This window comes from Priestia aryabhattai B8W22 (genome assembly GCF_000956595.1).
Taxonomy (GTDB): domain Bacteria; phylum Bacillota; class Bacilli; order Bacillales; family Bacillaceae_H; genus Priestia; species Priestia aryabhattai.
This window is the reverse complement of sequence record NZ_JYOO01000021.1, coordinates 76455-96973: the sequence shown is the minus strand read 5'-3', so window position 1 is coordinate 96973 and position 20519 is coordinate 76455. Positions and strand designations below refer to the sequence as shown.

Here is a 20519-nt window from a genome sequence, read left to right as displayed (position 1 = left end):
CGTTTTTATTTTATTTTGTTGATAAAAAGGTATTGAAAATTCTGAAAAAAGTAGTAGAATGATAACAAATCTACTTATTTTAAATAAGCAAAGGAGCTGGTATCAATGCCATTCATTTTTAAAGAAGCGGTAGTCGGATTGTTTACAGCGGCAGCAGCAGGTTTACTGGCGTTTCAAGGGGTAGAAGTGGTGTCAGCCATCATTCATCTGCTAACTTTTTGGAAACAGTAATAGCTAATAAGTAGAGGAACGGCCTATAAAGATAAGGGGCTTGAGACTTTCTCAGCCCTTTTTGTTGTGGAGTTCATTATTTTTCAGTATACTAACGATGGAAATTAAGACATAATATGGTTACATAGCAGGGATTTACGAATTCAGTAGGGAAGTATGTAGACTCTGAAAAAAATAAACAACGATCGCTTTTACCCGGTAACAAGTTTTGTTATCGGGTAACGTGTGTAAGGGGTGTGGATAAGTGAAAGACAAAAATTTAACAGAAGAACAGCAGCGAGTTGATTGGGTAGTCGAAGAAATCAGCCAAAAAGCTGAAAAAATAGGCAAAAGCGTAGGAAGCGTAAAAGGCGAAATTGTTGATTTGCGAAGCACGTTTTGGGACGACGTCACGGTTAATATGGATGAGCCGGATGACGTGATTGAGACATTTACGAGCATTAAGCAGCAGGCAGAACTTTTAGCTGAACGCGAAATTACCCATAGACAAGCGTATGATCAATTAAAAACATTAAAAAAGCTAACGCAATCCCCTTATTTTGGACGTTTTGATTTTATAGAAAATGGTGAAAAAGAAGCGGAAGCTATTTATGTGGGCGTGGGCTCTTTAATGGATCAAAAAGATGAAGAGTTTTTAATTTATGATTGGCGTGCGCCTATTTCGAGTCTTTATTATGATTATTCACCGGGAAAAGCGCAGTACGAAACGCCAGGTGAAGCGATTAAAGGCGAGATGAAGCTAAAGCGTCAGTTTATTATCGAAAATAGCGTAATTAAAAGCATGTTTGATACAGGAATTACCATTCGAGACGAACTGCTTCAAGAAGTGCTCGGACACAATGCAAGCAGTCAAATGAAAAGTATTGTAGCAACCATTCAAAAAGAACAAAACCAAATTATTCGAAATGAAAAAAATAAAGTGCTGATTGTTCAAGGAGTAGCAGGGAGCGGTAAAACGTCTGCGGCTCTTCAGCGCGTGGCTTATCTTCTCTATCATCACCGAAAGCAGCTGACTGCAGAAAACATGATGCTGTTTTCACCAAATCCGCTTTTTAACAGCTACGTCTCAACCGTTCTTCCGGAGCTTGGAGAAGACAATATGAAACAAACAACGTTTCAGCAATACGCCGATGGACGGTTAGGAAACGAGTTTGAAGTGGAGGATTTGTTTGTTCAAATCGAATATTTACTAACGGAGAAAGATATCGCGACAAAAAAACAAAAAATGCAGGAAATCCGCTACAAAGCAAGCCGTGAATTTAAAAAGCAGGTAGATGCGTATATCGAAGAGCTGTCTACTAAAGACATCATTTTTAAAAACATTAAGTTTCGCGGCGAAATCGTGTTATCTGCTCGGCGTTTGCTGTCTTATTTCTACTCACTTGATACGGGGATTTCCATTCCTAACAGAATGCAGCTCGTAGCGGAGTGGGCGCTTAAGCTCATCAACCAGCTTGAAAAACTTGAGCGTAAAAAAGATTGGGTTCAAGAAGAAATTCAGCTTTTAGAAAAAGAAGATTATGTGGAGGCCTATCAGCATCTGCAGAAAAAGGAAGGCTATACGGAAAGTTCATTCGATGACTTTGACCGGGAACAAGCGTATCTAGCCAAAGCCGTTGTAGCTAAGAAAATGAAATTTATTAAGCAGGCCATTAAGCAGCTTAAATTTATCGATATTCGCCGTATCTATATGCAGCTGTTTGAAAGACATCACCTTTTTTCACACGTAGAAGGGTGGGACGAAACAGCTAAAAACACGGTGGAAAGAGTCATGAACATGAAGCTGTCTTATGAAGATGTAACGCCTTACTTGTATATAAAAGATCAAATTGAAGGGCGCAAAGCTAATCCTGTCATTCGCTATTTGTTTATTGATGAAGCACAAGATTATTCACCGTTTCAGCTAGCGTTTTTAAAAGAGCTGTTTCCGCATGCCAGAATGACGCTGCTTGGAGACTTGAATCAAGCGATCTATGCGCACGCCTTGAACGCACCGACCATTCTTTCAAGCGAGCTGTATGAAGAGAAAGAAGCAGAAACGCTGACTCTTACGAGAAGCTACCGCTCAACACGTCAAATTGTCGAGTTTTCAAGGGATATGATCCCAAACGGCCATTTAATCGAGCCGTTTAATCGAGACGGAGCGAAACCGACCGTGACGGCTACAGGCGACGTGCAAAAGTTGCATGAGGCAATTATACACAAAATTAATGAATTGAAGCAGCAAAACTATAAAACAATTGCTGTTATTGCCAAAACAGCTGAAGAAAGCCGTCAAGCATTCCAAGCACTGCCTGGAGTGATGTCTGCAAGACTGCTGACAAAAGAAACAAGTTCATTTGAAAAAGGCATGCTTGTCCTGCCAGCTTACTTAGCAAAAGGAATTGAGTTTGATGCAGTCATCATTTACAATGCGTCGAGTGAATGTTACCAGGATGAATATGAGCGAAATTTATTTTATACGGCATGTACAAGAGCGATGCATGAGCTGCACTTGTTCTCACTTGGTGAAATCAGCCCGTTTGTATCGAATAAAGAAACTTATGAATACCAAGCACAATAAAAAGAGAACAGTCAGTGGCTTGAGTATTTGAGAAAGTAACAGTAGGATGAGTACAGGAAATCGAGGGTGAAATCGCAAAGGTTTTACCCTCGATTTTTTATTTATATGGATTCAGCTCCTGTCCATTACCGAAATAAAAATTGTTTGGTTGAGTTTCCGCTATTATAAAACGAATTAGAAAGACAGTGAAAGGAGGATTTTTATATCCAATATTTACGAATAAATGTATTACTTATCTCTTCGATAAGTTTATTTTTCTCGGGTATTATTCTTTTTTCTTATAAGTTATTTGCTGCGGGAATGCTGACCATCATAGGCTTGCTTTTTATCTACGCTTTAACCTCTAAATATCGTTCAACTGTTTCTCTGTTTCTATTTTTTTTAGTAGGGACATGCATGTTTCAAGTAGGAAGCAATTATTTCATTGAATGGGATCTATCTAAAAAGATGAAAATCATTGTAAACAGAGTTTTACTTTTGTTTATCGTAGGTGGACTATTGCTTTCAATTTTATTGTCCAAGCAAAAGGTATTTCTTTTTGCATCATTACCAGACTGGCAGAAACGTATAGTTATGCCACATCATTCAATTAAGCTAACGTATTTTTTAATGTTCGGTCTGATTGGTTCCGCCACGATTTTTGTACCTTTACTGTTCGCTGAAGATATTAGCTATACAAAAACATTCGTCATATACGGTATAGTATTCTCAATCATAAATGCTATTTTAGAAGAGGTGCTTTGGAGAGGGATCATGTTATCTCAATTAAAAAGCAGTCTATCGACTTTTTACGCTGTTTTTATTACGAGTATTGGATTTGGTCTCTTGCACATATCAATAGGAATTCCCGTGGTAATAAGTTTACTTTTTTCTTTTGGTGGACTTTTCTATGCATTTGTCGTTTTAAAGACGAAAAGCATATACCCAGCCATAGTTTTTCATTTTATTGTTAATTTAGGTATGGTTTTTAACGGATGGATATTTTAGCATCTTGCGCTAAAAGAGGGTGGAGCATAAAGAAACTATTCCAATCAACAGCTAGAACCAACTGAACGCATGAAACCTATCTTCACTGCAACAACAAAAAATACGAGCTACCAATCAAAGGTTTTGATCGGTAGCTCGTATTTAACTTCGATTAAAATACTTTTATCACAGTCTATTTTTGTAAATTATTTACTGTGTAATGATGTTGTATACCATTTGAACTGCTTACAGTAGGCCGTCGTTTTTTATCGACTTTCAAAATGCAGTAAATACTTCACTAAATAAAGGCCTGAGTTTGTTTTTTCTTGAAGAGGAATGGTCAGGCATGTGACGTAATAATACCCGTTTGGAATGTCATAGCTTAAGGTTTCAGATAGGACGCTTTTGATTTCGATCCCATTGCTTTCGATGTGAAAAGGAAGACGGGTCGTCTTTTCAGCACGTGATGCGTCTGGAATTTCGTTTACCCACACTTCAATAATGGCTTTTGTATTTGATACGGCTTCAAACGAAATGGCTTTATCGTCTGCGACATATCCTTTTTGAATATCTTCATCACTCCAGTCGTGATGGGGCTTTGGCTGTCCTTTTTGAAACAGCGTAAACTGATGATAAGACATGGTTAGCTCTTGTTCTTTCCATTTTGTTTTCATTGTTTCACCTCTTCAAAGTAAAGCTTGTTCAGCTATTATTGCACGATAAATTGTACGCGCGTACCATCTGAGTATTGTTCTAATTGATTTCCAACCCATGAGCCGGCTCCGCGGTTATCAGAAGGTGAAATATAGCGAATAGACTTGCCATTAACTTTTTCCCGTATGCAGCCATCTCAAACCTCCAGTGTAGTCGTTTTTACAGCTTAACTATACTCTCAGATTGCTAAGTTTAGATTACAGGACAATAAATACGGTGTAAACAAGTATTAACAATTATGTTAAACTTCCTTTACTTGACATCATACCCTAATAGGTATAAAGTTGTGTATACATTTACTTCTTGCATACAGCTTAAAAGCAAGAAACGCAATCATGCATGAGCGGAGGTAGTAGTATGATGGAATATGATAAGCAAGTTAAAAATCGGTTGAAACGTATTGAAGGTCAGTTAAAAGGCGTCTTAAATATGATGGAACAAGGAAAAGACTGCCGTGACATCGTGACACAGCTCTCAGCAGCCAGAAGCGCAATTGATCGCACAATGGGTGTTATTGTCAGCACCAATCTTGAGCAATGTGTAAGAGAAAGCATTGAAAAAGGCGAGAATACGGAAAACTTAGTAAAAGAAGCAGTAGAGCTGTTAGTAAAAAGCAGATGAGACATTCGTTTCATCTGCTTTTTGTTTTTACTGTACGCTGCTCATAAGGATAAAAAGCGCTGTTCCTAAACACAATACGGATAGGAACAGCGCTTTTTGAGGTTTATCTCGTTTTAAGAACAGGAAAGATATATGAAGAGAAAGGAGGAGGTCAAGGTGAGTGATGACAAAAAGTCACCAACATATAATCATACGGAAATTCATCATAAAATTGAGGCTTCTCCAAAAGCGCCGGGAATCAAAGCTGCTTTTCGCTTTAACCATGCTTCTTCTCCTTGGGTAAGAGGAATCAGTTCAGGATTGTCTTCAAGTTTGCCGATTTTAATAGGAATTTTGTTTGGTCATTTGCAGTACGGACTCATTGCAAGCATTGGCGGCTTTACATATTTGTATACAAAAGATGAACCTTACGCGCAGCGTGCCGTTAAGTTATTTTTAGCTTTGCTGGGCGTTACGCTCTGTTTTACACTCGGCTCGTTATTTGCTGACTTGGCTTGGATGAAAACCATTTTATTTGGTGTGATTGGAGCCGTGTCAGTTTATATCTTTGGAGCGTTAAAAATCCCGGGACCTTCTGCCATGTTTTTTGTTCTTTCATTTGCTGTGAGCACGAGCATTCCCGCTCCGAACTTGCAGGCTGTTTTTTTACACGCCGGACTCGTTTTTTTGGGAGGAGCACTGTCTTGGTGTATTAGCATGAGCGGCTGGCTTATTAACCCGCGCGGACCTGAAACTGCTGCTGTGGCGAAAGCGTACAGGCAGCTAGCTTCATTTGTCGGGTCGCTCAGTACAGAATCGTTTCACGCGGAACAGCATAAAACGGTTGTAGAGCTCCGGGCAGCGGAAACAGCGATGAAACAAGCGAAAATTAATCGAAAGAAATCATCGTTTGCGCACCGGCTGTTTTTATTAAATCAAAAAGCCGAAGGGCTGTTTATCTTTGTGATGGCCGCTGCAAACGATTTTAATCCGGCTGTTTCTAAAAAAGCACAAGCGGTGATTGAAACGTTTGCATCCGAAATGGCCACATTAAAAAAGCATAAAAAAATTCGAGATGTAAGAGAAGAGATTGAAGAGCTGTCCATCAAAGAAGAGCTGCGCACATTATTATTAGATGTAAATGCCGTTCTTCAAATGAAGGAATTAAAAGAAACGGAGTACATTCAGTTCTCGCACGGCACGATAAAATCACGGTTAAAAGCTGCCTTTCACAAACGTTCGTATGTGCTTAAAAACGCTTTGCGCTACGGAATTATTATGATTGTTGCCGCAGCGGTTGCCTACACGACAAATATTCCAAGGTCTTACTGGATTCCGCTTACATGCGCAGGAGTGATGCTTGGGGCAACCGTGCGTGCAACGGTTCAGCGAGGTATTCAGCGCTCTGTCGGAACCATTTTAGGTATTTTAATTGGAACTGGAATTCTGATGCTTGAGCCAACGGGAATCGTCATTGCGCTCATTGTCTTTGTGCTTCAGTCGACGATCGAGATTGTGATTGTTAAAAACTACGCGCTCGGTACGCTTTTTATCACACCGAATGCTCTTTTAATTGCTGAAAGCGGTCATCCGGACAAAGCGATTAGCTACTTTACGTCCGCTCGGGTGATTGATATTGTTATTGGTTCTGTTATTGGAGTGGTCGGTACGGTATTAGTTTTTAAACGAGCTTCTTCGCTTCGTCTGCCGTATTTGCTTGGAGATGTCATTCGAAAAGAAGGACAATTTTTAGAAATGCTAAGCACCGAACAAGATGAAGAAAGAATTAAACAAGAAAGAAATAAGCTTCAAGGGGAACTTGTTAACCTTCGGGCGCTTTATGATAATGTAATTGGAGAATATTCTAAAACGGCCGTTAAACTTGAAGGACTGTGGCCTGCGGTAGTCGCTACGCAGCAGTTAGGTTATATGCTTCTTGCGTCATATGAAGGATATGAGCTGTCAGAAACGGAAAAGCGAGAGCTTCAAGAAACGTTTGCTCAGCTAGCCGCAGCTGCTGAGCAAAAGCGAGCGCCAAAGCTTTCAAGTGTTCCGAGCCTGAAACGCTACCCTATTATTCAAGGGGAAATAACCGCTTTATATGAAAGTCTGCAGGTAGAAATATAAAAAGCACGGAACCAAGGGGCTCCGTGCTTTTGTTTTTACATATCGACAACTTCACTTACCGTTTTATTTACATCGTCACGCGTCATTTTTTCTTTTCCTTTCATCAAGGCATTTAACGTTCCGTCAGCAAGCGCCAAAGGAATTTTACAGAAATGAAGAATCGGAAGTGATTTGACGTCTTCTAAATATTTCTTTCCTAGTGAAAGATTGCGGCGAGCGTAGGCAAACATATCTTCTCTGGTCCAGTTTTTTGGAAAGAAGCTGACTCCGCGCTCTGAATCTTCCGAAGTATTGCGCAGGATATTCACAGACTGTAAGCCGCGTCCAAACGCAATGGCTAATTCTTTGTCTGTCTCCGTACCGTCATACCATTTCCAAATGTCATTAAGCATCACACCTACTAGACCAGCTACGTAGAACGTATAGTCGTCTAAATCCGCTTCATTTTGAATATGCCAGTCTTTTTCTACCCAATCGGCCATCCCTTTAGCCATAATGGAAGTTGAATCCAATACTTGATCTACAACACCAGTGGGACAAAACGCAATCCAGTTGCCGAGCTGAAGCGTTACGTCAGGTAAATCAGCTTGATAAGGACCTACTAATGCAATGTACTCGTCTTCGTTAAAAGGCTTTTTTAACAGGTCACTGATGGCGTAAAGCAAGCGGCTTTTTACACCGGCTTCTAGCTCAGGGTGATCTTCAATTTCATCAATTGCCCTCATACATAAATAAGCAGATCCTACTGCATCTTGCAATTCTGCCGGCAAGTGGCTAATTGGAATAAAAAATGTTCGGCTTGTCTCTTTTAACATCAGCATTGCGTCGTCGCGTAATTTGTTGGGTACACTCATTGATAACTAGCTCCTTTTTACATATCCACATGTCAAATTAGTTTAAGTTTTCATCTTATATACTATAGTAACAAAAAATGAGCATTTAATGGAGTTTAAAGATTACTTATTAACGATATTGTCATTATTTTGTAGAATTTTAGTCGTTATATCCTTATGTTAATGGAAAATGAAACATTCTTTTAGCTTGAAAAATAAAAGGTATGGAGTAATGAAACCCTGAATATAAAAAAAGGGTATATAAAAACTAGAGAGTTGTATAGGAGGGGAAAGATGTGAAAGCAGATGCTGTGTTTGAAGGGGGAGGCGTTCGAGGAATTGCATTTACGGGTGCGATTGAAGCCATGGAAGAAAGCAACGTAGAATGGCAGCGTCTAGCAGGTACGTCAGCCGGAGCGTTGATTGCGGCACTTTTGGCGAGCGGCTATAAAAGCGGGGAAATTCGCAAGGAGCTTCAAAACATGGACTATGCCAAGTTTCGCGGAAAAACGATCATTAACCGAATTCCTCTCATTGGCAACTTGATTGAACTGATGGTTCATTTAGGTTTTTATAAAAATGATTATTTGGAAAAATGGGTGTACCGTCTGCTGCGTGAAAAAGGAATCGAAACGTTTGCAGATTTGCCGGCAGATAAGCTGAAAATTATTGCCTCAGATATTTCGAACGGACAGATGCTTGTGCTCCCTGACGATTTGCTCCGATACGGAATGCAGCCAAGCGATATGAAGATTTCACAAGCTGTGATGATGAGTGCGTCCATTCCTTTTTTCTTTCGTCCCGTCATTTGGAAATCCAAAGGGTTCAAGAGGTCATACATTGTCGATGGAGCGCTTTTAAGCAATTTTCCGATTTGGCTGTTTGATACGGAGCATCCGCGTTTCCCAACGTTTGGTTTTCGATTTGTAAAAGAAGAAATTGATACAGCTGCTATTATTCCAACACCTGTCCATTTATTTAAAAGCATGTTTACAACGATGCTGCAAGCGCACGATCTGCGGTATTTGAACGCGGAGACCAAAGAACGAACCGTACAAATTCCAACGGGTGTGATTACGGCAACGGATTTTGCATTAAAAGAAGAAGAAATTGAGTTTTTATATGAATCTGGTTATACATCCGCCAAGCGCTTTTTAGAAAAATGGGATTTTGAACAGCATAAAATGAATCGGAACGAACGTCCGCTGACGCGAAGAAAGCTCCCATAACAGGAGCTTTTCTACGGCTGTTTTAAAATATTGACTTCAACAGCCTCGCCTTTTGCCGGAACGGAATATTGAACGCTTTTGTCTTTTTTGAGCCATGCTTTAACGAGCTGTCCTTTTTTGTATGTTTGATCATCCGAAACTTTTACATACATAGGCTGTACATCGCTAGAGCCAAGTATTTCTTTGGTTGTATAGTCAAGCGCGGTATCTCGGGGAATGACGTTTGCAATGAGAATTTCATTCTGTTTCACTTCTAAAACTCGCCCTTGAACTAAATAGCCGGCTGGTTTTTTTGACTGCTCGGCGTTATCAGAACAACCGCTTAAAAAAATAAAAAAGAGAAGAAAAAGTGCAGCTGATTGAACGGTAAACTTCATAAAATCTCCTTTCCGTTTCTACATGAATACCATTATAGCGCGTTTGCCCATTTCTTTTCCAGTTTTCAGAGAAAGCAAGAGGTAATCGTTGACGTTATTTCAGCGCTCGTGATATGTTTTAACTCATAAACGCTATTTTTACTAGAAGCCACGCTTAGTACGGGAGGCCTTTATATGGATGTTACCTTTTTAACCAACGTTATTCGACATATATTAGAACGAGATAATTTTGTCATTGACTTTGAAGAATCAGACGAACAAAATATTCACTTTTGGCATCGAGACGAGCCGTTTCGCCTTTTTATTTCAGAACAAACGGAGAATTATTTAGTCTGGAACGTGTTTGAAAATGAAAAAGAGCAGTGGAGCGGCAAGACATTTCTTCAAGAAGTGACGAATATGTGTAAAGACTGCAGTGAGCCAATCGCGCACTGGATTTATAAAGGCGGAGGCAAAGAAGGGTATTGCAATCGCTGTCTTCAAACCTTTGGAAATGCGTATTTTACCAATGCTGATGATATCCAGCAAAACCTTCATTTAATTGACGGTTCCATTTGTTTTATTACTGATGAAACCGGGAGCGACTGGTGGATTGCTTATGAAGGATTCAAGCGAGTAATTGCAAGATTAGAAGAAAATCCCGATCAGAAAGTCAAAATGTACAAGCCTGAATATCCCGTCTTTAAATGGGAAATACATTTTCTAGAGGAAAACAATTCTGCTAGCTTTAAGTTCAAAGATGACTTTGCATCTGGAATTGTACCGAAGGGAAGAATACTCTAACATCCTTGTTATAAGGGTGTTTTTTCTTATAATGGGAAGTTTTTTTAAAAAAATTAATTAATTTAGGTTAAAAAGAAGGAATTAAAGGGTAAAGAGTAGAAGATATATCACTATAGGAAGAATGGGGGAAATAATTATGACAACTACAACAAATTTAACACTGGGGTACAAAATGTACACGATTGATTTTAGCCGTCCAATGCAGTCTAACGAGGCACTGCTTGATTTCTTTAAAGATGTGCAACACAGACAGGGAAATAACGCAGAAAGTTTTTCTAAAACATTAATGGAAATTGAAGAAATCAAAACAAAATATGTAGATCATGAAATTGTACTGCTGGCTAAATCGCTTGAACAGCAAATAAGCCGCTCAAATGCAGAAAAACTTGAGGTCTGATAATCACCATAAATGGTCGATTTATCAGACCTTTTTTATTTCTATCGATGTATCTCTGTCTCCTTGGCTAAAAAGCAGCCAAGGAGACAGGGTATCTGGTAGTGTGATTTTTTAGGCGGAAAAGAGAATTCTTTCCATTTTAAAGAATGTTTGATTTTATCAAAAGTTGTAGATGAATAGACTATCAAGTCGTTGGAGGCGTTGTATGGTTGGAATTTGCAGCTGGAAGTGTGCAGTGAGTGGAATAAGTATTGCGAGTGTTTACAGTAAGCAGCCGTCGTGGCAGCGGGAGTGTTATTTGGTGACACCTGGTAAAGTTTATTATGAGTCGTGCTATCAAGGGTACGGAGAGTTTGCGGGAATGGATATTTTTTGTTTGATGAGAGAAAGGGGAGCGGAAAAAGAAGACAGTGAAGGGGTAGCGGCTTTTAAGCCTAAGATCGTGCTGGCGAAGTATTACAGCGGACAGCATTATGAAGAACTGCCGGAATCAGAGCCGTGTCCGTACGGAGGCTATTTTTTTGAAGGGTGGAAGGAAGGGTAGCGAATATACATAAAAGCTGTAGAGATATCTCTACAGCTTGTTGTTAACGTCTTGTTTCATCGACAGATTGTTCTAAGTCACTTACTTCTTGCGTAATTGTATTTAATTCTTCTTGCACCGCTTCAGCTTCAAGAACAGGATCTTGAACGATTTCTGTCGTTTCAAGCTCTTCTGCTGCAGCCGTTTCTGCAAGCGGCTGTTCTTTAGCAGTGCGCAGAGATTTCACTTTGTTGACAACTTGCGAAGACTGTTCGGAGACTTTTTGTGAAAGACGAGCCGTGCGCTGTTTGAGGTCTTGGCCTTTTGCATATACCGTTTCTTTCACTTGACCTGTTTTAGCAAGTGCTTGATTCGCTCCGTCTTGAATAGAAGCACGCAGCTCTTTTCCTGACTTTGGCGCTACTAGTAAAGCTGTTGTTACACCCACTACGCTACCTACTAGCGTGCCGACTAATAACTCTTTGCTTCCACCTTTTGTTTCTTTACCTACTGTTTCTTTTACGTTTTCTTTTGTCATGACATTTCCTCCTTTTATAATATGTAATATGAAGGGTTTACCATTTTGTTGAATACTTCCTGTAAAACGCAAATGATTCGCTAAAAAAATCTGCAAGTGCCGTCGGACGCTCGTACAGGCTGGTGAAATTTGATTGTATATAGTATTCAACCACCTGACAGAAAAACCTTCTTTTCTGCTATAAAAACAGAAAAAAACTTATCTATAAAATCCGACACAAGAAAACGACAACATTCGTTCTTCGGTAGCATTTTCACTTGAAATTTTATATCATAGAGTGCAAGGAGAATACGTTCTCTTTTTTTTTAGATGCTGGAGGGATTGAAGAAATGGGTGAATCGAAGTACAGAACGATTTTAGAAGCAAAATCTGGAGAGTTAGAAGCATTAAAAGACAAAGCAATTAAAGACAATTGGCAGCCGATTTATCATATTCATCCACAGTACGGGCTGATGAATGATCCAAACGGATTGATTCAATTAAACGGTGAATATCACGTGTTCTATCAATGGTATCCGTACGGTGCGATGCATGGAATGAAGCACTGGGCTCATGTGAAATCTACGGATTTAGTAACGTGGGAGCGCCTTCCGGTTGCGTTAACGCCAACGGAAGAATATGAATCGCACGGCGCATACTCAGGCGGCGCGATCGAAAAAGATGGTCAAGGGCTGCTGTTTTATACGGGTAATGTCAAATACGAAGACGGCTCGCGTTCAGCTAATCAATGTATCGCGATACTAAAAGAAGATGGAAGCGTGGAAAAGTACATGCATAACCCAGCGGTACGAGGCGTTCCTGATGGGTATACAGGACATGTGCGCGATCCGAAAGTATGGAAAGAAAATGATACATATTATATGCTGCTAGGCGCTCAGCGTGAAAACGAAACGGGCGCATTAATTGTATATGAATCAAGCGATGCGCTTCAGTGGTCATTTAAAGGCGAAGTTAAAACATCGCTTCCTGGCTTTGGATATATGTGGGAGTGCCCGGATTATTTTAAACTGGACGGTAAAGATGTGTTTGTCTTTTCACCGCAGGGAATCAAAGCGGATGGCCACGATTTTCATAATATTTATAATGTGATTTACGCGGTGGGAACATTTGATGTGGAGAGTTTAACGTTTGAAATGGAGTATTACCGGGAAATTGATAAAGGGTTTGACTTTTATGCACCGCAAACGTTCCAAGATGAAAGCGGACGTCGCTTGCTATTCGCATGGATTGGAAACCCGGACGTTGACTATCCGTCAGACGAATACGGATGGGCTCATGCATTAACGCTTCCTCGTGAGCTTTCGCTTGAAGGAAATGAACTTGTTCAAAAGCCTGTAGAAGAGTTAAATAAGCTTCGAGATCAAGCGGTTCATTTTAGAGGAACGCTAAAAAATGAAGAAGTGATCATTGATGAAGCAACAAACAATGCCTATGAAATCAATATGAAGTTCCGCGAGATAGGGGCCAAACAGTTTGGTTTAGAGCTGTTTAATAGTAAAGAAGAAGAGCTTCGCCTCGTGTTTGATACAGAAAAGCAAGAAGTCAGACTCGACCGTTCTTCATTCCACCATCAATATGCAACGGAATACGGTGTGGTTCGCTCTGAAAAATGGACGGCGTCAAACGAAGTCGATGTTCGCGTATTTGTCGACAAAAGCATCGTCGAAATTTATATAAACGGCGGCAAAATTGTCTTCACTTCCCGGGTATTCCCGAAAAAAGATTCCAAATCAGCTGTAAATGTATTTGCAGAAGGAGCTGTGGATTACCGCATTGATTATTACGGTATGTCGCGCGGCATTTCGTAAATGAGAAAAGAAGCTGTGACAAAAGTACTTTAGCGCAAGTGAAAAACGAACCACTAATTAACATGTTTGATTAGTGGTTCGTTTTTTTTACGATGGTGAATATAGTTTTATCTGTTTCGTTCCTTCTAGCAGTTGATTGGAGGGCAAGGCGAAGACTCCTGCGGGACAAGCGGAAGAGGTGAGACCCCGCAGGAGCCAAGCGACGAGGAGGCTCAGCAGCCGCCCGCGGAAAGCGAAGCCTTGCACGGAAATCAACTGCGGTGTAACAAGCGGTTCAGCTCATGTATCTCATTTATTCGTCTTTAGGTTAGCTTCATTTCGTTATGTTTTAACCTTTTTTGAGCTCTATAAAAATAAAATACAAATACAAGAAGCAACTAAATGAGGAACGGCTGCAATAATAAAACGTTTCATCCATTCTGTATCCTCTCGCTGCCGGACCGGGGTAAAGTAAGGTCCTCTCGTTTCAAATCGAAATGTATCCAGTAAGGTTACGAGTGCAATTGCCGTAAGTAATATGCCAAGAGGGCCTGAAATATAGTAAATATACTGCCAGTTGCCTGCTGTAATAGAAATGATAATTACAATAATTAAAGATATAATGCCAGATATTAATCCCGTTTTCAAACTAAAAATCTCCTTACATCCAGTTTTTGCTTATCTATTTTACCATAACCGAATGAAGGTTTGTATATACGGCTCCAGACTGATATTTACTTTTTGACTGTTCTTCTATGTAAGTATCTTCTCGTATAAAAAGAGTTTCCTAGCAAAATCATTGTCCCTAAAATCCAGCCAGCTGCAAGGGAATAAGGAAAGATATTTTTTATGCGTCAATCTGAACGTTTCTTTTCGGTTTATCACGCAGCGGCATTACCATACTCACAAAGCCAACGACTACTACGATGATTGCCGCCGTTAAAAAAGTCGTCTGAGCACCTGCAAGCTTTACGACCATGCCTCCAAGAAGAGGAGCAGTAAGTAAAACGGCACTCGTTAAGGTATTAATGAATCCGTACACTTTTCCTAGGTGTTCTTTGTCGCTGTACTTTTGAACGATATAGTTAAACAGCAGCAAATTAAGCCCAACTCCGGCGCCCCCGATAGGTGCAGCAATCAAGATAAAATAGCGCGACATAACGGCTGGGTTAAAGCTGCTAATAAAAAATAAAGAACTTCCAAATAGAAGCAGTCCAAGTGATAAAAGTCTAAATGGATGGTGAACCTGTTTTTTTCTATTAAGATATACTCCTGTTATTAGCGCTCCCAGCCCGATTCCAGAAAGCAGCCAGCCGAGCGTTTCCGGATGGTGAGGCAGCACATCTCGAAGGAAGATGCTAATTTGAGCGTCAACAAGCATGACTACAAAATACGAAAGGTGAAACAACATAATGACGCGTAAAAGGATTGAGTGCTGAAAAACGATTTTCCAGCCATTTGAGTACGTTTCTTTCGCTTGATGGGAAGAACGAGCAGCTTGCCCTTGAATGTTCTTACCTGCTTTTTTAAGTGAAAACAGCACGCCAATAGAAATCATACAAGCTGCGGCATTAACTAAAATGCATGCTTTTGGCGTTGTAATCGTCAGCGCGGCGGCTCCGAGAAACGGCCCCACAACTTTGGCAATTTGAAACATAATGTTTTGTAAAGTAGAGGCCTGCAGCAGCTGATCTTCTTTGACCACTTCTCGAACGTAAGCCAGCTGTGCGGGCACTTTCATAACAGAACTCATAGAGCGCAGCGTCAGCACCCCAAGTGCCAAAAGCGGTTCATTTGTGAAAAATAAAAGACATGTGAACAGAAGACGGACTAGTTCAGACAGAAACATCAGCTGTACTTTATCGTAGCGGTCCGCTAAATTTCCTGCTGGTTGACTTAGCAGGATGCTAGGCAAAGCGTACGCGACAGGAATAAGCGTAATCCAGAGGGAATTTGCGTGCCACACGTATGTAAAAAGCGTCATCACCGCAAACATATCAAATAAATCTCCGAAGCTTGCCGCAGTACTTGAAATAAATAATTTTTTATTAAGAAGAATTAGCAAACAGCTTTTCTTTTTTCAATACCTTCATTCCTTTATATGTTGTTCGTAAAAAATAATCGCATCTTCAATAAATTGAAGGACTTCGCTGTCAATAGGGTAGAGATTAAGTGAACTAGATGCCTCAGGAGATTTGCGAATATCCCAAAAAGTTTCTTCTAAAGCGGTATGCTGCCCAAATAGTTCAGCTGATAAAAGCAGAATATCTGCTGCAAGCAGCTGTCCATCTTCAGATTGAGGTACACGCTGATGCTTTAAGCAAAGCTGAACTCGTTTTATGATGTTAATCCATTTATCGGCACTCGCATTCTCCATTTTAGGCAAATCATGCTGCAGAATCTCTCTTTCTTCTATTGAAAGCGAAAGCAGATCAGTCCAGCTGCTTTGTGTAGTAGGCTGATTGTGAACTAAAGGAAGGAGCTGCTTCCAGTTTAATTCACCTTCTATTTTTATACTGTTGCGAAGAGTGTGGGTGTGTTCTAAAGCTTGTCGAATTTCCATCGCTTTTTGCTGAAGTTTTTGCTGATGAATGGCTAGAAGTTCATCGATACTCACTTTGTGAAGAATAAGTTCAATATCTCGCAAAGAAACGGCTAAGTTTTTTAACAAAGTAATTTTCTCTAGTGTGACTAAATCCGTTTCTGAGTAGGAGCGTTTTCCATTTTCTGATTTTGTCGTTGGATGAAGCAAGCCAATTTGATCGTAGTAACGAAGCGTACGGACCGTGAGGCCTAATTTTTTAGCGGCTTGCCCAGTAGAAAAATAAATCATTTTTAACCCCTCCAAAAAAATGCTTGCAGGTAACGTCACGTCACCTTTTACACTGAATATATGTAAAAGGGAGGCGAAGTAAATTGAAACAAAAAAATCAAGGATTATGGACAATAAAATCATTCGTAATTATGCTGGTCGTCACGTTTGTTGGTGTGCCTATCTTAATTGAAGGCATATTGCAGGATGCTTTACATTCCCTGTTTAAAAATGACCTTTATGCTGGAACAGCTACTGGGTTTGTTATGGCAGCTGTGTTTTTATCAGCTCTGTACGGGCTGATGGTTCAGGCTGATGATAGAAAAATTGGTTTTCAATCGTTTTCAAAACGGCACTGGCCGCGCATTCTTTTTTGGCTTTTTGTGCTGATTTTAGGAAGCGTGGCAATTGTTGTGCTAATGGAATGGTTTGGTATGACGTATGAAAATAAAAAAACAAGCCAGTTTACAGCATGACCTGTCGCTGTTTTCATTTATACTTGCTTTTGTTTCAGCTGCTGTAATCTCACCTTTTTATGAAGAGATTATCTACCGAGGATTTTTTTATACGTGGCTGAAACGTAAAGGAGGGATTGTGTTTGGATTAGTGGGAAGTTCGTTTATCTTTATGCTAGTGCATATTCCAACGTACAATACCTTGCCCGTTAACTTTTTATCAGGTCTCGTGTTTGCATGGGTGTACGAAAAAACAAAGTCGCTGCTTCCGAGTATGATCATTCACGCTTGTCTTAATGGAATTGCCGTTATTTTAACAGCGGCAGCTTAATATAGTTTCGGTGACAAGTAAGCTATGATTTATCTTACCATATTATGTATACTAAAGAAGCGAATTACAAAAAAATAAGCGGAAAATGAACCCGAAAACGGCTAGAAGCACTGCCTGTTCCTAGCCGTTTTTTGTATATGCACGCACGCTTAAGGCTTGTCTTAAAGTGAACGTTAAGGTGTATGATAAGAGAGAGTAAAGACAGCCATAAAAAGGAGAGGATATCGATGCAATATCGAAAGCTTGGAACAACAGGTTTGGAAGTATCAAATTTATGTCTAGGTACGATGGCGTTTGGACGATGGATTGATGAAAAAGCGTCGGCGGCTATTTTACATAGCGCCATTGAAAACGGCATTAACTTTATTGACACAGCCAACTATTACGGAAAAGGGCAAGACGAAGAGTTTAGATATGGCACTGGGGAATCTGAAGAAATTATTGGACGTGCGTTAAAAGGAAAAAGAGACGATGTTGTGCTTGCGACAAAAGTCGGCATTGCCGTAGGAAAAGGAAAAAATGATAAAGGTCTTTCACGCACTCATATTATGAGAGAAGTGGATAATCAGCTGCGACGACTGCAGACGGATTATATTGATCTTTATCAAGTTCATCTTTTTGATCACCATACACCTATGGAAGAAACGCTTCGCACGCTAGATGATTTAGTTCGTCAAGGCAAAGTTCGTTATATTGGCTGCTCCAATTATGCCGCGTGGCAAATCACAAAGTCTCATCATATTAGTGACAAAATGAATCTTGAAAAATTTATTTCCGTTCAGCCTCAGTACAATCTTCTCTCTCGTGAAATTGAACAAGAGCTGCTGCCGTTTAGTCAATCTGAAGGTGTAGGCGTTATGGTATACAGTCCGTTAGCGCGCGGCATGCTTTCAGGAAAATATAAAACATCAAATGACGTGCCGCCAGAAAGCCGCGCTGCGCATGGTGAAAAGCTGCTGCGAAACTACTTTACAGATCGAAACTTTCAGCTGGTGGAGCAGTATCGCAAGTTAGCAGAAAAAAATGAAGTAAGCTTGTCTCAGTTTGCTCTTTCATGGGTGCTAAATCAACCGGCTGTAACATCAAGCATTATCGGGGCTAGTAAATTGTATCACGTAACAGATGCGGTTGAAATTAGCGATTGGACATGGCCAGAAGAGCTGTTGAATACCGTAAATTCACTGTATTAATAAAAAGTCCGCAGGTGCACCTGCGGACTTTTATGTTTAAATTTTAATTTCTTTTTGCGTTAATTTTGCTTCTAGTGAGTCGTACAAAGCGAGCTTATAGTTAATTTGTTCAAGGTATTTAAAAGTTTTGGCCATTTCTTCTTCCACTGCTTCTTTGTGCTGAAGCATCATGTTTTTTCGTTCTTTAATCGTGCTTTCGCCTTGTTTATAGAGCTCTACATAGCGCTTGATTTCTGCAAGCGGCATGCCCGTTGAACGCAGAGCTAAGATAAAACGAATCCATTCAATATTCGTATCATTATAGAGGCGCTTTCCATTTTCATCACGCTCTACAAAAGGAAGAATGCCTTCTTTTTCATAGTAGCGTAAAGTCGGTGCGGAAAGCCCGGTTTTTTCATTCATTTCCTTCATGCTATAAGACAAGATAGTTCACTCCCACTTATGAATCGTAAAACTTACTTTAAGGTATATGATAATCGATAGCTGAACGTTTTATCAAATTACTTTTCGTTTATTTGAAAAAATATGGAACTTTTATACAGTTTGTCCGTAATAAAAAGTAGACAATAAGAAACTTACTGTAAAAGGTTAAGTAAAGGGGACAGGGTCATTTGAAAACCGTCTTAAAATGGCTTTAACAGGAAGCAGCTTTTATTTAATAATGGCATTAATTATGGTAATCCAGTGGCTAAGCGTTAAGCCTCTGTATCCCAATGAAGATACGTTTATGCGAGCTTTAGGGTGGATGCTTGGCTTTTTTGTTTCCGCCGTCGCTTTTAGTATATGTTTTATCTTCACTGCGTTTCTTGGAAAACGTTCAGCGCGTGTGTAAGGATATCATCTGTTTATTAACGTTCTTTTCTAGTTAACTACTATTGACGAAAGTAGGGGGAAACGTGATTCGAGAAATTTTAGCTTCCGATGCAGCTGCTTTTTTAGCGTTAAATAAAGAGCTTGATAAAGAAACAGCATATATGCTGTACGAAGAAAATGAGCGTGCAACTACACTTGAACAGCAGAAAAAAATGATTACCACTTTTTTGAAGATGCCGAACTCGACCATTTTAGTGGCGGAACAAGACGGACGGCTTGTTGGTCACTTATCTGTGATTGGCGGAAGCGTTAACCGAAAAAAACACAGCGCATACTTAGCTGTTGGCGTGCTTCAATCTTACGGAAACCGGGGCATCGGGACTTCGTTGTTTAAAGAAATGGAGAGATGGGCAGCGCAGAGCGGCATTAAACGAGTGGAGTTAACGGTGATGACACACAATGAACCGGCCATTTCGCTGTATAAAAAGATGGGTTTTGAAATAGAAGGGAAAAAAGTATGTTCACTCGTTGTAGACGGAGATTTAGCCGATGAATACTATATGGGGAAGGTTTTTGATAAAAACGTGCTTAAAGAAGAAATGAACATGGAAACGACGATTGTTCAGTTAAATGAATGGGTGATAAAGCTTCCTAAAAAGCTTGAAGTATTCTCTGAAGCAGCGGTATCAAACCGTCCTGCTCCTAAGAAATGGTCACCAAAAGAAATTGTGGGGCACTTATGTGACTCAGCCATTCACAATTTGCAGCTGTTTATCAATGTGCAGCATGAAAAAACATCTTTGGCCCTGACGTCTTATAAACAAAATGAATGGGTAGAACTGCAGCACTATCAAGATATATCCATGGAAGAAATAGTTGCCCTATGGCGCAGTTTAAATAAGCAAATTGCTTCCGTTCTTTCTCATATACCAACAGAAAAGCATATGTATCAATTTGAATTAGAAGATGGAAAGTTCGTTTCGCTCCAGTGGTTGGCTAAAGATTATATCGCTCATTTAGAGCATCATATTAAGCAAATTGACGCTCAACTGCTGCTAGGAGGCGAAGTGAATGAAAAAAGAACGTAAAAAAGAAGAATCTCAGGTGAAAGTCGATTTCAGAACAGGCCGCGCTTATGGTGATCATGAATACATAGGAAGTTCAAAAAAAGGCGTGCTTCTTGCTTTGTTACCAATTCTGATCATTGCCGGAGGTATACTTTTTTTGATGGTAAAATGACAAAAGCCGCA

At 40.0% G+C, this 20519-nt stretch carries 25 protein-coding genes and 2 pseudogenes; 18 read left to right on the top strand and 9 right to left on the bottom strand.

The features are described 5' to 3' along the window. Positions 1-105 precede the first annotated feature (105 nt). The 3 genes from N178_RS27880 to N178_RS16970 all read left to right on the top strand — a co-directional run bounded on the left by N178_RS27880 (position 106) and on the right by N178_RS16970 (position 3781). The gene (locus tag N178_RS27880; RefSeq protein ID WP_016765178.1) at positions 106-231 is read left to right on the top strand and encodes a hypothetical protein; all 126 of its coding nucleotides are present in this window, start codon (positions 106-108) and stop codon (positions 229-231) included. A gap of 244 nt (positions 232-475) precedes the next feature. Then, positions 476-2794, top strand: a complete 2319-nt coding sequence (helD, locus tag N178_RS16975; protein WP_045293718.1) for an RNA polymerase recycling motor HelD — start codon at positions 476-478, stop codon at positions 2792-2794. Positions 2795-3190: 396 nt separating this feature from the next. Continuing rightward, a complete protein-coding gene (locus N178_RS16970) occupies positions 3191-3781 on the top strand; it encodes a CPBP family intramembrane glutamic endopeptidase (RefSeq protein WP_045293716.1) in 591 nt (196 codons plus the stop codon). Between the two features lie 245 nt (positions 3782-4026). On the opposite strand, the gene comJ is transcribed toward N178_RS16970, so the two are convergent. Further along, positions 4027-4434 (bottom strand): competence protein ComJ, encoded by a 408-nt coding sequence (gene comJ, locus N178_RS16965; RefSeq protein ID WP_045293714.1) that lies wholly within the window; start codon positions 4432-4434, stop codon positions 4027-4029. Positions 4435-4469: 35 nt separating this feature from the next. Beyond that, positions 4470-4583, bottom strand: a pseudogene (locus tag N178_RS27330) (NucA/NucB deoxyribonuclease domain-containing protein); the annotation flags it as partial. A gap of 251 nt (positions 4584-4834) precedes the next feature. Between N178_RS27330 and N178_RS16960 the strand changes: the two are divergent. Beyond that, entirely contained in the window at positions 4835-5095 is a 261-nt protein-coding gene (locus N178_RS16960) for a metal-sensitive transcriptional regulator (RefSeq protein ID WP_013058561.1), read from the top strand. A gap of 156 nt (positions 5096-5251) precedes the next feature. Next, the gene (locus tag N178_RS16955; RefSeq protein ID WP_045293712.1) at positions 5252-7201 is read left to right on the top strand and encodes an FUSC family protein; all 1950 of its coding nucleotides are present in this window, start codon (positions 5252-5254) and stop codon (positions 7199-7201) included. 35 nt (positions 7202-7236) lie between these two features. Here N178_RS16955 and N178_RS16950 read toward each other — a convergent pair whose 3' ends face one another. Further along, complete coding sequence (locus N178_RS16950; protein WP_045293710.1) at positions 7237-8055, bottom strand: squalene/phytoene synthase family protein; 819 nt, start codon at positions 8053-8055, stop codon at positions 7237-7239. Positions 8056-8330: 275 nt separating this feature from the next. On the opposite strand from N178_RS16950, the gene N178_RS16945 reads away from it, so the two are divergent. Further along, the gene (locus N178_RS16945; RefSeq protein WP_045293708.1) at positions 8331-9263 is read left to right on the top strand and encodes a patatin-like phospholipase family protein; all 933 of its coding nucleotides are present in this window, start codon (positions 8331-8333) and stop codon (positions 9261-9263) included. Between the two features lie 11 nt (positions 9264-9274). Here the strand turns inward: N178_RS16945 and N178_RS16940 are convergent, their stop codons facing one another. Then, positions 9275-9640 (bottom strand): DUF3221 domain-containing protein, encoded by a 366-nt coding sequence (locus N178_RS16940; protein ID WP_045293706.1) that lies wholly within the window; start codon positions 9638-9640, stop codon positions 9275-9277. A gap of 174 nt (positions 9641-9814) precedes the next feature. Here N178_RS16940 and N178_RS16935 point away from each other — a divergent pair, with 174 nt between their 5' ends. The 3 genes from N178_RS16935 (at position 9815) to N178_RS16925 (ending at position 11364) form a co-directional block, all read left to right on the top strand. Then, on the top strand, positions 9815-10423 hold the full coding sequence (locus N178_RS16935; protein ID WP_045293704.1) for a hypothetical protein: 609 nt from the start codon (positions 9815-9817) through the stop codon (positions 10421-10423). Positions 10424-10559: 136 nt separating this feature from the next. Further along, positions 10560-10820 (top strand): hypothetical protein, encoded by a 261-nt coding sequence (locus N178_RS16930; protein WP_045293702.1) that lies wholly within the window; start codon positions 10560-10562, stop codon positions 10818-10820. Positions 10821-11025: 205 nt separating this feature from the next. Further along, positions 11026-11364 carry a hypothetical protein gene (locus N178_RS16925; RefSeq protein ID WP_045293700.1) on the top strand — a complete coding sequence of 113 codons (339 nt, stop codon included), beginning with the start codon at positions 11026-11028 and terminating at the stop codon, positions 11362-11364. A 43-nt stretch (positions 11365-11407) separates the two neighbouring features. Here N178_RS16925 and N178_RS16920 read toward each other — a convergent pair whose 3' ends face one another. Next, the gene (locus N178_RS16920) at positions 11408-11881 is read right to left on the bottom strand and encodes a YtxH domain-containing protein (protein WP_013058548.1); all 474 of its coding nucleotides are present in this window, start codon (positions 11879-11881) and stop codon (positions 11408-11410) included. 329 nt (positions 11882-12210) lie between these two features. Here N178_RS16920 and N178_RS16915 point away from each other — a divergent pair, with 329 nt between their 5' ends. Then, entirely contained in the window at positions 12211-13689 is a 1479-nt protein-coding gene (locus N178_RS16915) for a glycoside hydrolase family 32 protein (RefSeq protein WP_045293698.1), read from the top strand. A 132-nt stretch (positions 13690-13821) separates the two neighbouring features. Next, complete coding sequence (locus N178_RS27150; RefSeq protein WP_165573632.1) at positions 13822-13995, top strand: hypothetical protein; 174 nt, start codon at positions 13822-13824, stop codon at positions 13993-13995. A 39-nt stretch (positions 13996-14034) separates the two neighbouring features. Here N178_RS27150 and N178_RS16910 read toward each other — a convergent pair whose 3' ends face one another. The 3 genes from N178_RS16910 to N178_RS16900 form a co-directional block, all read right to left on the bottom strand. Further along, complete coding sequence (locus tag N178_RS16910; RefSeq protein WP_028414975.1) at positions 14035-14316, bottom strand: hypothetical protein; 282 nt, start codon at positions 14314-14316, stop codon at positions 14035-14037. Between the two features lie 199 nt (positions 14317-14515). Continuing rightward, on the bottom strand, positions 14516-15664 hold the full coding sequence (locus N178_RS16905; protein ID WP_237758509.1) for an MFS transporter: 1149 nt from the start codon (positions 15662-15664) through the stop codon (positions 14516-14518). A 93-nt stretch (positions 15665-15757) separates the two neighbouring features. Then, positions 15758-16501: a MerR family transcriptional regulator gene (locus N178_RS16900; protein WP_045293697.1), complete on the bottom strand. Its 744-nt coding sequence runs from the start codon at positions 16499-16501 to the stop codon at positions 15758-15760. An 83-nt stretch (positions 16502-16584) separates the two neighbouring features. Here N178_RS16900 and N178_RS27610 point away from each other — a divergent pair, with 83 nt between their 5' ends. The 3 genes from N178_RS27610 to N178_RS16890 all read left to right on the top strand — a co-directional run bounded on the left by N178_RS27610 (position 16585) and on the right by N178_RS16890 (position 18456). Continuing rightward, complete coding sequence (locus tag N178_RS27610; RefSeq protein WP_237758508.1) at positions 16585-16956, top strand: hypothetical protein; 372 nt, start codon at positions 16585-16587, stop codon at positions 16954-16956. Then, positions 16922-17266 (top strand): CPBP family intramembrane glutamic endopeptidase, encoded by a 345-nt coding sequence (locus N178_RS27605; protein ID WP_237758507.1) that lies wholly within the window; start codon positions 16922-16924, stop codon positions 17264-17266. The genes N178_RS27610 and N178_RS27605 overlap by 35 nt, the downstream gene beginning before the upstream one ends. Before the next feature lie 227 nt (positions 17267-17493). Then, a complete protein-coding gene (locus N178_RS16890; RefSeq protein ID WP_045293695.1) occupies positions 17494-18456 on the top strand; it encodes an aldo/keto reductase in 963 nt (320 codons plus the stop codon). A gap of 36 nt (positions 18457-18492) precedes the next feature. Here the strand turns inward: N178_RS16890 and N178_RS16885 are convergent, their stop codons facing one another. Further along, a complete protein-coding gene (locus tag N178_RS16885; protein ID WP_013084526.1) occupies positions 18493-18879 on the bottom strand; it encodes a MerR family transcriptional regulator in 387 nt (128 codons plus the stop codon). 238 nt (positions 18880-19117) lie between these two features. Here N178_RS16885 and N178_RS16880 point away from each other — a divergent pair, with 238 nt between their 5' ends. The 4 genes and pseudogenes from N178_RS16880 to N178_RS27145 all read left to right on the top strand — a co-directional run bounded on the left by N178_RS16880 (position 19118) and on the right by N178_RS27145 (position 20508). Next, a complete protein-coding gene (locus N178_RS16880; protein ID WP_237758506.1) occupies positions 19118-19288 on the top strand; it encodes a hypothetical protein in 171 nt (56 codons plus the stop codon). Between the two features lie 64 nt (positions 19289-19352). Beyond that, a pseudogene (locus N178_RS16875) lies at positions 19353-19844 on the top strand (N-acetyltransferase family protein); the annotation flags it as partial. Beyond that, entirely contained in the window at positions 19830-20357 is a 528-nt protein-coding gene (locus N178_RS16870; RefSeq protein WP_337588889.1) for a DinB family protein, read from the top strand. The pseudogene N178_RS16875 and the gene N178_RS16870, both read left to right, overlap by 15 nt. After that, positions 20341-20508: a hypothetical protein gene (locus N178_RS27145; protein WP_169746683.1), complete on the top strand. Its 168-nt coding sequence runs from the start codon at positions 20341-20343 to the stop codon at positions 20506-20508. The genes N178_RS16870 and N178_RS27145 overlap by 17 nt, the downstream gene beginning before the upstream one ends. Positions 20509-20519: the final 11 nt, after the last annotated feature.

Excerpts from the sequence above, each read along its gene's own strand:
- N178_RS27880 (WP_016765178.1), top strand. The coding sequence starts at position 106 with ATGCCATTCATTTTTAAAGAAGCGGTAGTCGGATTGTTTACAGCGGCA.
- N178_RS16970 (WP_045293716.1), top strand. The coding sequence starts at position 3,191 with ATGTTTCAAGTAGGAAGCAATTATTTCATTGAATGGGATCTATCTAAA.
- comJ (WP_045293714.1), bottom strand. The coding sequence starts at position 4,434 with ATGAAAACAAAATGGAAAGAACAAGAGCTAACCATGTCTTATCATCAG.
- N178_RS16960 (WP_013058561.1), top strand. The coding sequence starts at position 4,835 with ATGGAATATGATAAGCAAGTTAAAAATCGGTTGAAACGTATTGAAGGT.
- N178_RS16950 (WP_045293710.1), bottom strand. The coding sequence starts at position 8,055 with ATGAGTGTACCCAACAAATTACGCGACGACGCAATGCTGATGTTAAAA.
- N178_RS16940 (WP_045293706.1), bottom strand. The coding sequence starts at position 9,640 with ATGAAGTTTACCGTTCAATCAGCTGCACTTTTTCTTCTCTTTTTTATT.
- N178_RS16935 (WP_045293704.1), top strand. The coding sequence starts at position 9,815 with ATGGATGTTACCTTTTTAACCAACGTTATTCGACATATATTAGAACGA.
- N178_RS16930 (WP_045293702.1), top strand. The coding sequence starts at position 10,560 with ATGACAACTACAACAAATTTAACACTGGGGTACAAAATGTACACGATT.
- N178_RS16925 (WP_045293700.1), top strand. The coding sequence starts at position 11,026 with ATGGTTGGAATTTGCAGCTGGAAGTGTGCAGTGAGTGGAATAAGTATT.
- N178_RS16920 (WP_013058548.1), bottom strand. The coding sequence starts at position 11,881 with ATGACAAAAGAAAACGTAAAAGAAACAGTAGGTAAAGAAACAAAAGGT.
- N178_RS16915 (WP_045293698.1), top strand. The coding sequence starts at position 12,211 with ATGGGTGAATCGAAGTACAGAACGATTTTAGAAGCAAAATCTGGAGAG.
- N178_RS16905 (WP_237758509.1), bottom strand. The coding sequence starts at position 15,664 with ATGTTTGCGGTGATGACGCTTTTTACATACGTGTGGCACGCAAATTCC.
- N178_RS16900 (WP_045293697.1), bottom strand. The coding sequence starts at position 16,501 with ATGATTTATTTTTCTACTGGGCAAGCCGCTAAAAAATTAGGCCTCACG.
- N178_RS27605 (WP_237758507.1), top strand. The coding sequence starts at position 16,922 with ATGAAAATAAAAAAACAAGCCAGTTTACAGCATGACCTGTCGCTGTTT.
- N178_RS16890 (WP_045293695.1), top strand. The coding sequence starts at position 17,494 with ATGCAATATCGAAAGCTTGGAACAACAGGTTTGGAAGTATCAAATTTA.
- N178_RS16880 (WP_237758506.1), top strand. The coding sequence starts at position 19,118 with ATGGCATTAATTATGGTAATCCAGTGGCTAAGCGTTAAGCCTCTGTAT.
- N178_RS16870 (WP_337588889.1), top strand. The coding sequence starts at position 19,830 with ATGGGGAAGGTTTTTGATAAAAACGTGCTTAAAGAAGAAATGAACATG.
- N178_RS27145 (WP_169746683.1), top strand. The coding sequence starts at position 20,341 with ATGAAAAAAGAACGTAAAAAAGAAGAATCTCAGGTGAAAGTCGATTTC.